The organism is Aureimonas altamirensis, assembly GCF_001463885.1.
Taxonomy (GTDB): Bacteria; Pseudomonadota; Alphaproteobacteria; order Rhizobiales; family Rhizobiaceae; genus Aureimonas; species Aureimonas altamirensis.
Map to the genome: position 1 here is coordinate 156,431 of NZ_BBWQ01000005.1, position 14,437 is coordinate 170,867.

A 14,437-nucleotide genomic window follows, 5' to 3' on the forward strand; every position below is an offset into this window, starting at 1 on the left:
ACGCCGACCGCCGCATGTTCCGCGTCACCGAGACCTGAACATAGATGCAATTGGAACACCGTGGCTCTTACTCTTCTCATCGTCGCCAGCGAAACCGCCGAGCAGCAGGAGGATCGTCGCAAGTCCTCGGGCGCTGCCTCCCATGAAACATACGCAGCGACGCTCCGGGAGCTGGAGCCCGGCGTCAGCATTCACAATTGCTCCTGCATCGACGGTTCGGACTTGCCTGACCTGAGCATCATCGACGGCGTTCTTTATGCGGGATCGCCCATAGCCATGCATAAGGAGTCGACGGAAACACGCGCAGCAGCCCGCTTTGCGACCGCTCTCTTCGACGCCGGCGTACCGGCCTTCGGATCTTGCGCAGGTCTGCAGATCGCCGCCGTCGCTTCCGGCGGAACATGCCGCCCCCGGCGGCAGGCCATGGAGGCCGGCTTCGCCCGGGGGATCACCGCGACCGAAGCGGGACGTACCCACCCCATGTTGCACGGACGCCCGATCGTATGGGATGCCCCTGCAATGCACTCCGGCATTGTCGAGGCTCTTGGCCCCGGTGGAACGGTTCTGGCGCAGACGCGAAGCACGCCGATAGAGGCCGCCGAAATCCGCTTCGGCAATGGTGTCTTCTGGGGCGTCCAGTACCATCCGGAACTGACGATCACCGAAATTGCCGGTGCCCTGCGTCGTCAGGCGCAAGACCTGGTCGAGGCAGGGATGAGCCGCAGCGAACAATCGGTAAATGACTATGCTGCCGCGCTCGAGGATCTGGACGAAGGCGGTGGACCGGACACGGCCTGGCAGATCGGGATCGACGAGGAAGTCACGATCGCAACACGGCGAACGACGGAGCTCCGTAACTTTCTGTCGCGGGTGAAGACGGCCTAGCTCGCGCGCGACGTTTGGCAATTCACCGCATGTGCCCGTTCCATGCCCGCCGGCATCACGCGCGGCGTGGAAGGTGCTGCACCACGACGTTCGGCACGCGATACAGCCAGTCCAGGCCCACGCGTCTGGCGGTAACGTAGATCGCCATGGCGACCGCTATGGCCACCACCATCGTAAACGGAACACCCCAGTAGCGCAGCAGCGGCACATGGATGGCATAGGCCGCCAGACCGGCCGCGAGAAGCGAGACGACGGGCGTATGCCCGACATAAATCGGCAACGAGTTGCGACCGAAATAGCCAAGCGTCTCCCGCACCGGCGCAAGCCGTGCGGCGTAGACCGCAACTGCGCTGGCCGTAGCCAAGGCCACCGCCGACAAAGCCGTGCGGCCTATGCCGAAGGCCATGCCATCCAGCGCCGGCAATGCCGCGAGCAACGCCGTAAAGAGACCGCCTCCGATCAGCAGCACCGGCAACGGCCTCTGGCCCAGCCATTCCACAGCTGGCGCCCCGAACCAGGCCCCGGCAAGAAAGAACGGCGCGTAGGCCAGCACATTGTGATGGGCGAAACTGGTAAGCGGCAGAAAGCCTGCAAAGGTTGCAACCGAGATGGCCGTAGCCCCGGCCAGGGCCGGCATGGCCCAGGGGCGCAGTGCCTTGGCGACAATCGCGTAAAGGGCCAGTGCCCAGATGAACCAAAGGCCGGAGCTGGGAACAAGCCAGGCCGTCAGCAGGTCGGCGTGGAGATCGCCCTCCTGCGGTGTCAGCGTGTTATCGATGGCGTAGCGATAGAAGTAGAAGCGGATCAGCGTCCAGAGCGCGAAGAGATACGCGAAAAGCAGAATGCGGCGCCGAAAGAGATCGCCCCAGCTCCGCCGAAACATGCCAGCCGCCAGAAAGCCCGAAATGCAGAAAAACAGCGGCATTCGTACCGGCTCCATCAGCGTGTTGAGCTGAACGAAGGCATAGGATGCCTGATCTTCAAGCCGCAGGTACATGGTGGAATGATACAGAACCACCAGCAGTATCGAACCGCCCTTCGCGACATCGAGCCAATCGATGCGTTCGGCATGATGAGCCATGGATTTCCTCCGTCCGAACCGCAGCGGCTGGATAAGAATGCACCATTGACTTATGATTGTGACAGAAACCTGCCGCAGTGCAATATGCCGCTTCGCGCGGGCGGTCTCCGACCTGCACACCCGGCGTTGCCGCTACGCTGAAGAGTTAAGCGCAATGGGCTATCGAAGGGGTTTTAGCTCCAGCGCGCCCCTGCGGTGCTGCTCCTGGAACCAGGAGCGTTCCGCCGACCAGGGATGCAGCGGCCATCCTGTAAAACCGAAACCATAGATGGCAATCGTCCAATCCGGATGGCGCCGTAGCAGATCGAAGGCGACGAGATAGCCGGTGCTGGGACATATCGGATCGATGGCGCCGAACGCACGCAGCGCTTCACGAGCAGCATCGTGAATGTCCTCATCCAACGTCCGCGGCCGCAGGTCGAAGGGCGCCAGGGCCAGTGTCATTTCCTGCGTCCAGCACAGACCGGATGGCCCGTCCTGCAGGAGAGGGAACGGGAAGATGACTTCGCTCGCACTGCGAAGCGCGGTCATACTGTCGAAACCGTTGTCCTTGACCCACTCCTGGGGCTGGCCGCCTCGATTCACAAGCGCAAGATGGGTCACCCGCTGGCCGGCCCACCGACCAAGGCCGGGAGCATTGTTGAATCGTACGACCATGTTGCAAGCATCGATTTCCGACGAGAGATCGGCCATGTCGGGCGCGTTTCCGACGATTGCAACGGTCATGGCGCAGTCTGTCACCGTCATATCGGTATCCGCTTGGTGTCCATTGTCGGCAACGTCGCCCGGACGGTTCGGTTGCCCATTGGGCGAAGGGATTTTCCAAGGACGCACACTTAAGTTCAGTTCCGGGGATTGCGCCGTTCGTTCGCTTTATGTTCTAATTGGTCGAGCGCTGACGTGGCTGTGGCATGCGGCATCCAGGGTTGGGAATAAAGTGCGATGGACCTCGGAAACGGGATGGTGGAGACAGTCTCGGATACCGTACCGGAGCAACAAAGCGCGCCGTCTGAACGCAAGATCATTCACATCGACATGGATGCGTTCTTCGCGTCCGTCGAGCAGCGGGACGACCCGTCCCTTCGGGGTAGGCCCGTAGCGGTGGGTGGCTCTCGCGAGCGCGGGGTCGTGGCTGCCGCAAGTTACGAAGCACGCGTCTACGGCGTCCGTTCGGCCATGCCTTCGGTGACTGCACGGCGGCGTTGCCCGGATCTGGTTTTCGTCAAGCCGAGGTTCGAGGTCTACAAGGCCGTATCCATGCAGATCAGGGCCATTTTCGCCGAGCAGACGGAATTGATAGAGCCGCTGTCACTCGACGAAGCCTATCTGGATGTCACGGACAGCCTTGCGGAAGACCAGACGGCAACCGCCGTTGCCGAAATCATTCGTCGGCGCATCCGGGAGGTTACGGGGCTGACGGCCTCGGCCGGCGTTTCCTACAACAAGTTTCTCGCCAAACTCGCTTCCGACCAGCGCAAGCCCGACGGGCTTTTCGTCATCCGCCCTTCGCAGGGCGCAGGCTACGTCGCTGCCTTGCCGGTCGGCCGGTTTCACGGGGTAGGGCCCGCCACCGCCGCACGCATGGAACGGTTGGGAATTCGTACCGGCCTGGACCTGCGCGAACGCTCGGAGGCGGAGTTGGTCCGCCATTTCGGCAAGAGCGGGCCCTATTATTACAATATCGCACGCGGCATCGACCATCGGCCCGTGCGCGCAAACCGGATCCGCAAATCTATCGGCGCGGAAAGCACCTTCTCGCGCGATCTCTACACGCAGGAAGAGCTGCGCGAGGCGCTGGCACCTATCGCGGAAAAAGTCTGGGCAGCTTGTGCCGCGCGCCAGATTCGGGGGCGCACGATGACGTTGAAGATTAAATATGCCGATTTTCATCAGATCACCCGTCGCAGCACGCTGGCCGTTCCGTTGCAGGACAGCGATGCGTTCCACAGCCTCGCCCTGCGCATGCTGGAGGAACGGCCACCCAGCGCGAAGGGTATCCGGCTTCTCGGCGTTTCCCTCTCAAGCCTGACCGATGGAGGCGAAGCCGCCGCGCCGCCGCAACTCGACCTGTTGGCCATGGTACCCGAATGAGTGGTTTTGGCCGTTATCCAATGGCGAGCCGTGGGCCCGAGCCTGTGAACGCTTTGGGTAAGGCGGCCGCCGGCCGGTCGTCGATATGGTGAAACGGACCGCAGAACCGACGACGACGCCGGATGGCCGCTACATCGTCGTACGCGGGCGGCTCTGGCGCCGTGCGAACCCGCATCTGCCCGAAGACGAACGCAGCCGGCTGGTGCATCAACTGATGAGCGCCCGCCGGGCGGTTCGGTCCGCCTTGGCGACCGGTGACAGGCAAGCGGAAAAGGCCGCTCGCGCCGAGGTTCACCAAGCCAAAACGGGGCTGGGCGAACGCGGGCCGGTCTGGTGGGAGGATGGCGCGCCGGACCTGAACCGGCATCTTGTGCGCACGACACCCTATGCCGCCTGGTTCAAAGCGCTCGACGCGCCGCCGGAGGGCAAGGGTTGAACAAGGCAGCCCAAGCGGTTTTCATCGACCGCCTTCGCATCGACTACACAGCCTGAGGTGCAATCTGTTTGACCTAAGTTCCTGCGTCCGAACTCAACCTGCCACGGCCCATGTGACCAGTAGGGGACATCAGTCGGCCGACCGCCATTGGGCGACGACATAATCCATCAGCGCGCGTAGCGTCACGAAATCCTTGGGTTCACCGGCCGGTGCGCCCTGCGTCCGGCTAGATCCACACCGATGGGAAAGCTTATGAAAAAGCTCACTGGCTGCGGAACTTGCTCACGCACGGGCTGACAGCCGTTTTGGGACCAACTCCGGACTGTCCGCTTTTGCTTTTTTGCGAAACCGAGGCAGTCATCCGCCATGCCATTGTGCCAACGCTTCGTTAAGAGCAGAAACCTGCCGTAACCGCGTCATAGCGACATAGTCTTACCGCCTCCAGACAGCAACTATATAAAGCTGCCTAGCTAGGTTTTTCACCCTGCGCCAATTGTCACCAGGAGCATGAGCCGGAATCCAGATTCGTGATTGCGATCGACCATAATCCTCCGCACTATCTGCTCGAAGATTTCGCCTGCCCACTAAGCGGTTAGGCGCCGAGGGGAATGCATGGAGCGCCTAAAACCGACACTTGAGGATGTCTCGCAAGAGTACGTCCTGATCCAGGCCTGGAAGAAGGCTTCGGCGTGGATCAGGTACCACAACTGGTTCTCGGATACGCTCGAGCTGGACTACGCCACCGCGAACCTGCCGAAGTTCCTGAGATCTATCGGCGACGAGCTGCGGACCGGGACATGGACTCCCCAGCCCCTTCGCCTTGTACCGGCACCCAAAAGCCAGAAGTGGTATGTGGCCAAGGATGGCATCTGGAAGCCTGATGATCCCCGGGAGGTGAACCTCCGGCCATTGGCCCACGTCAGTCTGCGTGACCAGGTCGCGGCCACCTCCCTTATGCTCTGCCTGGCGGATCGAGTAGAGACGCTGCAAGGTGACCCCCGCCCGTCTGAAGACAAGGAAAAAGCCTGGAGCGCCGTCATATCCTACGGCAACCGGCTCTTCTGCGATCCAGACGGGGTCGGCGGGCTACATCACCGTTGGGGTTCGTCCAAGCTCTACCGGTCTTTCTCGATCGACTATCGCAGCTTTATCGGTCGACCGGAGGAGATTGCCCGGGCGCTGGACGCCGAGGGGCGCCGAGTTGTTATTGTCACCTCAGACCTAAAGCAATTCTACGATCGGGTCCGTCCGGCGATGCTCATCGAGCAGCTGGATGGCATAAGGCGTGGAGAAGACGACCCAGACTTCTATTCGCTCGCGGCACAGGTACTGAGTTGGCGGTGGCACAAGCAGGATCTGGGAGAAGTCGACGAATATGCCGAAAAGGGCATCAAAATTCCGGGCTTCAGAAAAATCTGTCTTCCTCAAGGTCTCGTTCCCGCGGGCTTCTTCGCAAACCTTGCTCTCCTAAACTTCGATCGGCAATTGGCAGCTTGCAGGAAGACACCGATCTTCGCCGGCGCCACGCTTCGCGACACGTCGCGTTATGTCGATGATGTCCGGCTGGTTCTGACTGTCCCAAGAGAAATCTCCCTTAAAGAGATCAAGGACGCGACTTTTTCCTGGCTTCAGGATGTCCTGACCGAAACTTCTCCTGGCCTGCTGGTATCCCCCGAGAAGACCGAGGCGGTTGAATTTCGAGAGGGCAATCGGCCACTGCTTCGCCAGGGTCGAAAGATGGCCAGGATTCAGAGCGCTATCTCCGGGGGGTTCGATGCTGCCGGAGGTGAGGAAATCATCGACGCTGTGCAAAGCCTCGTTCGAGCTCAGGAGCACTATACCCAAAGCCGGAAAACCGCCAAAGAGCGATTGCTGCCGGTTCCCGACGTGCGCGACACCACGGTCGCCAGATTTTCGGCCGCGCGCTTCAGGAGCACTTTCAGGTCTCTCCGACCGCTTCTGGAAAACAGCCAGGCCGCAGAAACCGACGCAGATACGCTCGCGGACGAGACGGCCTTCCGCCGCGAAGGCATGACCCGTTCGGAGCTTGACGACGAAGCGCGCAACTTCGCATTCGCGCTTGTCCAACAATGGATGGACGATCCATCGAATGTGCGCCTTCTCAGGATCGGGCTGGATATATGGCCGTCCCCGCACGTCCTGAAGCAGGTTCTAGAACTGCTGCGCCCCTACCTTAAACGTACGCAAGGCCAGCCGCGGCTCGTTGCCTTGTATTGCCTTTCGGAACTCTTCAAGGCCGGCGCGACGGAAACTGGCTTCGTCGAGGATGACGAGTACCTCCCGAGTGCTGTCGACGTCAACGAATACCGGGCAATACTGGCGGACGAGGCCATCCTGGTGGTTTCGACCGCCACCCCAACGACCCCCTGGTACCTCCGGCAGCAGGCCCTGCTGATGTTGGCGGTGACCCGGTCCCGAATAGCGACCCAGTTCGACGATCGGCTTCGGATGCCGGAAACGCAGCTTTATCTGGAATTTCTCTCGTTCCTGAACCGGGATCGGGAGCCATCGAGCTACGATGATTTTGCTATTCTCGCGGTGATGGCACGGCGCTCAGTGCTCGACGAAAACGATGCGCGCCAATTGCTGGTCGGTAGCATTGACAGGGGTATTTTAGAGAGTATCGCCATGCGCGACCCGGCATTCGCGGCGGAACTCCGCCCGGCCTGGATTTTGGAAGCACCGGAAGGATCTCCGTCGGATGGTTGGGTACCCCTAGTACACTCGCTTTCGTCCCGACGCTTGGACAGGATCGACCTTCGTAACGAGATCGGCGTCCTCAGTTTTATGCACGCATTCGCGGCGATGATGCTGAAGGAGGATCTGCCCGAGATCATCCCGCCGTCTATCATCGAGATGAGGGTATCGGACGACCCCCGACATCCGGAGGTAATGGAGCTTCGGATCGCTACGGAGGCCAACGAGGCCGAAGGCTTCCTGCAGGTGCTTTATCAACCGCCTAGCTGGTGTGAAGCGAGCCTTCGCTGGAAATTCCAGATGGGTTACCTCGCCAGGTTTATCCTGACCGGGAACCTTGATTTCACGGAAGTCCGCACAACGTCCTGGCGAGAGACCAGAACGATCTATCGTCAGGTCAGGAGCCACTGGTTCCAACGTTCCTATGGCCTCCATAATGGGCATGAAGGTTTCGGTGACGACTGGCTGGCAATCTCTCAGACGACGGAGGATCTGCTTTATTCGATGCTGGCATGGCCCGGCTGCAGGATCGAAGACGGTGAGTGGTTAAAATACAACCACCGTCAACTTTTACTATTCATGCGTGACAAGCTGAGAACGGCCAAGCTGCAGGTAGGGGACGCCACCGGCACATTGATGTTACCTATACTGGCGCCGCTGCTGACACATCCACATGGAGATCGTCCGCTGCGCGGTTGCGTCATACAGACCATCACGCCCGAGCCGCACGAAATTACAGAGACGGATCTAACGCTTTCCGCGCCCGCGATCAGGAAGAAGCATCGCAATCATCTTTCCACGGCATTAGCGGCGGTCAAAAAGATGCTGGATCTGCGGGCGACACACCATAAGCATGAAAAGCGACTGGACTGGCTGATCCTTCCGGAGCTCGCCGTCCACCCAAAAGACATCAAGACCCACCTGATCCGGTTCGCCCGAGACTACAAGACTATTATCCTGGCTGGCCTCGCCTATGAGGTGGTGGAGCCGGGCAAGGCGCCGGTCAATTCCGCGCTGTGGATACTGCCGCAGCTGGTTGCTGGCCGTGGCCTGCAGGTCAAGACGAGACGCCAGGGAAAGCATCATCTCGCGAGGATGGAAAAGGACTGGGAAGACAAAAAGCTGATCCGCGGCTTTCGACCGGTCCAGTGGCTGGTCGGCTACAACTGGGCCGTGAATCCAGCTGCCGATCCGCTTTGGCTTACCTCTGCCGTCTGCTACGATGCGACCGATCTTAGGCTCGCGTCGGACCTCAGGGACCGATCGGACGTATTCGCCATCCCGGCCCTAAATCAGGATATCGGTACTTTCGACCAGATGGTCGCGGCGTTGCATTACCACATGTACCAAATGGTGATCGTAGCGAACAACGGCAGCTTCGGCGGCAGCAGCGCGCATGTGCCGTTCAAGGAAACCCATTTCAAACAAGTTTTCCATAGCCACGGGCAGCCACAGGCCTCAATTTCATTTTTCGAGATCGAGGACATCCCGGCAATGAAGGATCGCTTGAACCAGGCAACAAAGGTAGTATCTGCATCGCCCGTCAAGATTAAGGGCACTTGGAAATATCCGCCTGCCGGAATAGACGTACCCTAATACTTGATTGACCTAAATGGCCTCTCGGATGACCCTAACTGCATCACCTACGGCTCAGTTATACCGATGGCCGACCGCCCTTACCTTTCGAAGAACGCCCTCGACCTGCATGGCCGTTATCCGATCACGTGCGGTCTCGAAAGTTTAGGATCGATGCTCGCACATACTGGGGGATGTTGAGGTACGCGGACCACGCTGACTTCCCGAGGCGGCCTCGGAGTTTCACCTCGCTGGTCAGCGGATTTTCAGCCGGGTTTCCGCAATCTGGCACAATATGCATTGCATGGATTATCTTGTTGCATGCCTGATCAAAAGTCAGCGGGATCTCTTGGCCGCCATTCAGGATGTCTGGCTGGAGCGAGCCGCACCGCAAGGTAATAGGCTGGTGCATCGACTCTGCGGGATCGTTTCGCAGCAGGCTCATATGTTCTGCTTGAACGCGATTGGCGACCGCTGTGCCAACCAACAAATGAATAATCTCGTCGGCGAAATGATCGTCGCGCATCAGTCTGAGTGGATCATCCGCCGCGGGCGCCAGTTCAAAAAGCTGCTGGTCTCCGCTGAACACCAAAAACAGTCGGTAAACATCCCGGATGGCAATTGATGCATTCAGCTCGAAGTTCTTGTGGCCATAAGCAACCAAGATTAGGTTTCCCGTCGTTTTCCGCCGATATTGCCGACTTGCCCGTGCAGGGGGAGTCTCCGCTTTTAGCTTCCGGAAATGGAATGGTGAACGGCCGAAAATGGCGACGCGAAGCAGCCATTGCGTCCCGAGTTAGGCATCAGCAGGTGTAGGTTGTAACCTCAGCATGCAGAAGCGGCGCCCGCGTGTCACATCCGGCAAATAAGAGCCGGATGTGATGACAGCGTTGTGCCATTCGGCACTCAAACCTCTAAGATAATGCCGCAGAGTCTCGTAGGGGATGCGCGTCCGAACTCAATCGGTTGCAGCCCGTGTCACGAGTACGGGGACATCCGTCGGCCGACCGCCATTGATGGGCGTTATGTCCTGCGGACACGACGACAATGCCACCACACAATCCATCAGCGCGCGCAGCGTCACGAAATCTCCGGGCGCGCCGGCCGGTGCGCCCTGCGTCAGGCTGAAATCCGCGCCGATGGGAATGTTCATGAAAAGGTTCAGCGGCTGCGGCACCCGCGCAAGCGTGAAGCCTGCCGCATCCATGGCCTGCCGCAGATTGTCGGCGCAGCTTCGATGCGGCTCCGTGCAGCCAAGGTTGACATAACGCTGCGCATCGCAGGCCGCCATGATCGTGTCGTGGATACCGGGCGACTTGTCGGTGACGACCGCCAGTATGGGAATGCGGCGGTCGGTGACATAGACGCCGCCGGGCAGGGCGCTGAGGCGGCTGTTCTCGACGCGGCTGTGCTCCATCGACATGGCATGCGCCGGCTCTTCGGCGCTGAAGGCCCAGGTGTCGACCACCTGCGTGCCGCTTTCGTTGACGATGGTGATCTCGTCACCCGTCGACAGGCGGATGGCCAGGCCGTGGCCGGCCGGTACGGTGAACCGTTCGGGTGTGTTCGTCATGCCGGCACCGCCATGGCCCGGTCGCGCTGTTCGGCCCACCAGGGCTGGTTGCAGATGAAGCCGAGGAAGCCCGTAACGACGAGCGCCCCCAGATAGGATGTCGCCCCGGTGCCGACATCGAGCGGCGGGTTAACCTCCACAAAGTCGAAGCCGCGAATGCGATGCCGCGCCGCGATGGCCTTGAGGCTGTCCATCAATTGCGGAAAGGTGAGGCCGTCCGGCTCTGCCGAGACGCAGCCGGGCACGAGCGACATGTCCAGCGCATCGACGTCGATGGTCACGTAGACATCCGAACCTTCGGGAAGAAGCGCGGCGATGCCCTCGGCCCCAAGGCGGCGCGTCTCGCTCATGCAGACGACCCGGTTGCCCATGGCGCGCAGCTCTTCCACATGCGTGCGTGTGGTGCGCAGCCCGCGAATGCCGATCTGGGTCAGCGACAGGCAGGTATCCATGCCGGTGATGTGCCGGAAGGCATGGCTGTTGGTGCGGTCGAGATCCTCGTCGATCTCGGCAAAATCCTGGTGCGCGTCGAACTGTATGACGTGCATCGGCGTGTCGAAGGCCTCGAAGATCGGATAGGTGATCGAATGATCGCCGCCCAGCATCACCGGAAACAGGCCGGCATCCAGCATCTCGCGTACGCGGGCGGTGATCAGCTCGAAGGTGCGGCCGGGATTGGCCGGGCGAATGTCCACATCGCCGCAATCGACGATCAGCCCGCCTGTCAGCTCGGTGCCCAGATATTCCTCTCCCGTATCGGGATCGTAGAGCGGGTCGCCATAGGGAAACCGCAGCGAATGCTCGCGGATGGCGCGCGGCCCCATGCGCGAGCCCGGCAGAAAGGGCGAGCCCTCGTCGAAGGGAATGCCGAGAATGCCGATCGCGGCACCGGCGTAATCGGCAGGCGTGGTCGCGATGCGCGACCGCAGATAGCTGGGTATGCCGGTATAGGCCCGGTTGACGGTTTTCATGATGCGGCTCCTGAAGAGGCGGGGGTATGGCGGAACTGGGGGTGGAAGGCGCAAACCTTGTCGAAAAAGTCGGCCACGCGCTCATTGTCGCGCGCCTGGATGATCGTGCGCGGGTCGCCGTCGGCGATGATGCGGCCGCGATCCATGAACAGAAGGCGCGATGCGATATCGCGCGCAAAGCCCAGCTCATGCGTGACGACCAGCATGGTCATGCCGGCTTGCGCGAATTCGCGCAGCAACTGCAAAACTTCGCCGACAAGCTCGGGGTCGAGCGCCGAGGTCGGCTCGTCGAACAGCATGATCTCTGGCCCCATGGCCAGCGCCCGCGCTATGGCGACGCGCTGCTTCTGCCCGCCGGAAAGGGCGCTGGGCTTACGGTCGGCAAGCGGCGTGATGCGAAGCCTGTCGAACAGGCGTCGGGCCTCTGCCTCCGCTTCGGCGCGGTTGCGCCCGGCCACCACCATCTGCGGGCGCACCACGTTTTCCATTGCGCTCAGATGCGGCCAGAGGTTGAGCTGCTGGTAAACCATGCCGATGCGCGGGCGTATGCGGTCGATCTCGCGCGCGGTCTGTCGGCGCACCACGCCCTGCGGGTTCAACTCGCGGCCCAGAAAGCTGCCGCCCACTTCCACGAAGCCGTCATCGGGCGGATCGAGCCACAGAAGCGTGCGCAGAAGGGTGGATTTGCCGCAGCCGGACGGGCCGACAAGGCTGACGACCTGTCCGCGCGGAATGTCGAAATAGACGCTGTCCAGCGCCACGACATCGCCGAAGCGCCGCGTCAGATTGGTGGCGCGCAGGGCAGGGGCCGTCATCGCGCCGTCCTCCCTTCCAGGATAAGGTAGCGCGCCACGAGCGGCGACAGGGTGCGGTTGCCGCGCCCGGCATTGAGGCGGCGCTCCAGAAGGCCGGCCAAAAAGCCGAAAAGGCCGGTGATCAGCCAGTAGAATATCGCCACCGCGATGAACACTTCGAACGGGGCGAAGGTGTTGCCCTGCACGACGAGGCCCTGGAACGTCAGCTCCGCCACGGTGATCGACGACAGGACCGAGCTTTCCTTGATCATCGTCATGGTGCAGTTGACGACCGGGGGCACCATCGGCGCCAGCACCTGCGGCACCACGATATTGCGCGCCGCGGCAAAGGGCGACATGCCGATGGCGCGTGCCGATTCCCACTGGCCGCGCGGCAGCGACAGAACGCAGGCGCGGATGATCTCCGTGTAGTAGGCCCCCGCGAAGAGCGACAAGGCGACCGTGCCGTTGAACAAGGCCGGGCTCCGCACGCCTGCCGCTGGCAGGCCATATTGCGTCAGGAACACCAGCACGATGAAGGGTATGCCGCGCATGATCGTCACATAGGCGGCCACCAGCCAGCGCAGCGGCGCGATGGATGACAGGGCAGCGATGGCGGCCAGCGTGCCGATGGTCATGCCGGCAAGGAAGGCGATGAACGTTATTCTGAGCGTCAGCCATGCGCCTTGAGCGAACAGCGGCAGATTGTCGACGAGAATGGAAAGGTCGAGGCCCATCAGCGGCGCTCCTTTGCGAAGCGGCGTTCCAGAAGCCAGCCGACGAAGGCGAGCGTCAGGTTGATGGCAAGGAACATGAGCGCCGCCGCGACGATGGGCTCGAACGGGCGAAACCGCGCGGCGCCGATCTGCTGGGCGACGCGCAATGCCTCCACCACCGTGATGACGGCCAGAAGGGCCGTTCCCTTGACGATGACGGTGCCCTCGTTGACCAGCATCGGCGAGATGCGGCGAAGCAGTTGCGGCAGGATGATCTGCGCCCAGATGACCGGCCGCGACAGGCCAAGCGCGGTCGATGCCTCGACCTGGCCGGAGTCGATCTCGGGAAGCGAGCCGCGCATGATTTCGGAAATGAAGAAGCTGGAGTTCAGCGCGATGGCGGCGATGCCCGCAACCTCCGGCGCAAGGCGAAAGCCGGTTGCAGCCGGCAGGCCGTAATAGACCAGGAAAATCTGGATCAGGATGGGCGTGCCGCGGATGAACGACAGAAGCACCGCAATGACCATGTTGACGGGCCGGATCTTCAACGATCGGACGATGGTCAGGAGGGTGCCGCCCACAAGCGCCAGCGCAAGGGCGATGGCCGCAATGCGCAGGTTGACCAGCGCCGCCTCGCCGACGCGCGGCATGGCGGCGAACACCAGATCGATGTTGAAATTCATGAAAGGCGACCCTTGCCGAAAGGCGAGGCCCCAGGGCGGGGCCTCGACGTATCGCGATGTCAGAGAGCGTCGGGCGGCAGGTAGCCTTCGTCCGGGATTTCCATGCGGAAGCCGAACCATTTGTCCTGAAGCTCGTAGAGGCGGCCGTCGTCGCGCATCTTGTAGATGACCTGCGAGATGAAATCGCGCAGGTCCGCATCCTCGGGCCGGGTCACCCACGCCTGGTAGGTCCATTGCACGCCGGTTTCGATAGGCGCGCCCACCTCGAACGTATCGGGATGCTCTTTCACCAGGACGGCGATGGAGGGCAGGGACTGGATCACCGCATCGATTTCGCCGGAGGCAAGCGCCGTGTAGCAATCGGTGTAGGCCGTATACAGCTTCAGCTCCGCGAAGCCTTCGCCGGCGCCCTTCAGCCGCTCGTCCAGTGCCCGCGCGATGGGCTCGGCAGAGGATGCGAGCTGCGTGCCGACAATCTTTCCGGCCAGCCCGTCTTCGGTTTCGGTGGCTTCGCCCTTGCGCACCAGCACGTAAGGCTGGCCGTTGGCGATGGGCGCCGTGTAGGCGTATTTCTTGGCGCGCTCCTCGTTGATGGACACGGTGGTGGCCACGAAATCGAAATTGCCTGCCAGAAGGCCCGGCAGGATACCCTGCCACGGCAGGTCGAGCTGGTTCAGCTTGACGCCGAGCTCCTGCACGACGACGTCGAGGATATCCTTGCCGTAGCCGACGATCTGGCCGCTTTCGTCGACAAATTCGAATGGCGGAAAGGCCGCCTCCGTGCCGACGGTCACCGTGCCTGCGGCGCGGATCTTGTCGAGCGTGCCGCCGGCGGCAAAGCCGGCCATGGGGAAGGCGAGGACGAGTCCTGTCGCACCGATCAACAGGCCGAGCTGGCGTCTGGTCATGTTCAT

At 61.6% G+C, this 14,437-nt stretch carries 13 protein-coding genes; 4 read left to right on the forward strand and 9 right to left on the reverse strand.

Going from position 1 to position 14,437, the window contains the following annotated elements; translation table 11 throughout:
* The first annotated feature begins 60 nt into the window (after positions 1 to 60).
* A complete protein-coding gene (locus tag AUL31_RS03595; RefSeq protein WP_060601413.1) occupies positions 61 to 885 on the forward strand; it encodes a glutamine amidotransferase-related protein in 825 nt (274 codons plus the stop codon).
* Between the two features lie 55 nt (positions 886 to 940).
* Here AUL31_RS03595 and AUL31_RS03600 read toward each other — a convergent pair whose 3' ends face one another.
* Together AUL31_RS03600 and AUL31_RS03605 are read right to left on the reverse strand one after the other, a co-directional pair.
* Positions 941 to 1,966 carry an acyltransferase family protein gene (locus AUL31_RS03600; protein WP_060601416.1) on the reverse strand — a complete coding sequence of 342 codons (1,026 nt, stop codon included), beginning with the start codon at positions 1,964 to 1,966 and terminating at the stop codon, positions 941 to 943.
* A gap of 159 nt (positions 1,967 to 2,125) precedes the next feature.
* Positions 2,126 to 2,713 (reverse strand): hypothetical protein, encoded by a 588-nt coding sequence (locus AUL31_RS03605; RefSeq protein WP_060601420.1) that lies wholly within the window; start codon positions 2,711 to 2,713, stop codon positions 2,126 to 2,128.
* A 213-nt stretch (positions 2,714 to 2,926) separates the two neighbouring features.
* Here AUL31_RS03605 and dinB point away from each other — a divergent pair, with 213 nt between their 5' ends.
* From dinB to AUL31_RS03620, 3 genes are all read left to right on the forward strand, one after another.
* Positions 2,927 to 4,057, forward strand: coding sequence for a DNA polymerase IV (gene dinB / locus AUL31_RS03610; RefSeq protein ID WP_060601423.1), 1,131 nt, complete (start codon positions 2,927 to 2,929; stop codon positions 4,055 to 4,057).
* Positions 4,058 to 4,142: 85 nt separating this feature from the next.
* Positions 4,143 to 4,493, forward strand: coding sequence for a hypothetical protein (locus AUL31_RS03615; protein WP_060601426.1), 351 nt, complete (start codon positions 4,143 to 4,145; stop codon positions 4,491 to 4,493).
* A gap of 612 nt (positions 4,494 to 5,105) precedes the next feature.
* A complete protein-coding gene (locus tag AUL31_RS03620; protein ID WP_060601429.1) occupies positions 5,106 to 8,807 on the forward strand; it encodes an RNA-directed DNA polymerase in 3,702 nt (1,233 codons plus the stop codon).
* Positions 8,808 to 8,931: 124 nt separating this feature from the next.
* Here AUL31_RS03620 and AUL31_RS03625 read toward each other — a convergent pair whose 3' ends face one another.
* From AUL31_RS03625 to AUL31_RS03655, 7 genes are all read right to left on the reverse strand, one after another.
* A complete protein-coding gene (locus AUL31_RS03625; protein ID WP_060601432.1) occupies positions 8,932 to 9,450 on the reverse strand; it encodes a hypothetical protein in 519 nt (172 codons plus the stop codon).
* Positions 9,451 to 9,744: 294 nt separating this feature from the next.
* Entirely contained in the window at positions 9,745 to 10,359 is a 615-nt protein-coding gene (locus AUL31_RS03630; RefSeq protein ID WP_060601435.1) for a DUF1989 domain-containing protein, read from the reverse strand.
* Positions 10,356 to 11,330 carry an arginase family protein gene (locus AUL31_RS03635; protein ID WP_060601438.1) on the reverse strand — a complete coding sequence of 325 codons (975 nt, stop codon included), beginning with the start codon at positions 11,328 to 11,330 and terminating at the stop codon, positions 10,356 to 10,358. Before AUL31_RS03635 ends, AUL31_RS03630 begins: the two co-directional genes overlap by 4 nt.
* Positions 11,327 to 12,145, reverse strand: coding sequence for an amino acid ABC transporter ATP-binding protein (locus AUL31_RS03640; protein ID WP_060601442.1), 819 nt, complete (start codon positions 12,143 to 12,145; stop codon positions 11,327 to 11,329). The genes AUL31_RS03635 and AUL31_RS03640 overlap by 4 nt, the downstream gene beginning before the upstream one ends.
* Positions 12,142 to 12,861, reverse strand: coding sequence for an amino acid ABC transporter permease (locus AUL31_RS03645; protein ID WP_060601444.1), 720 nt, complete (start codon positions 12,859 to 12,861; stop codon positions 12,142 to 12,144). The genes AUL31_RS03640 and AUL31_RS03645 overlap by 4 nt, the downstream gene beginning before the upstream one ends.
* Positions 12,861 to 13,523 carry an amino acid ABC transporter permease gene (locus tag AUL31_RS03650; RefSeq protein WP_060601447.1) on the reverse strand — a complete coding sequence of 221 codons (663 nt, stop codon included), beginning with the start codon at positions 13,521 to 13,523 and terminating at the stop codon, positions 12,861 to 12,863. The genes AUL31_RS03645 and AUL31_RS03650 overlap by 1 nt, the downstream gene beginning before the upstream one ends.
* 59 nt (positions 13,524 to 13,582) lie before the next feature.
* Positions 13,583 to 14,437 carry a transporter substrate-binding domain-containing protein gene (locus AUL31_RS03655; RefSeq protein ID WP_060601453.1) on the reverse strand — a complete coding sequence of 285 codons (855 nt, stop codon included), beginning with the start codon at positions 14,435 to 14,437 and terminating at the stop codon, positions 13,583 to 13,585.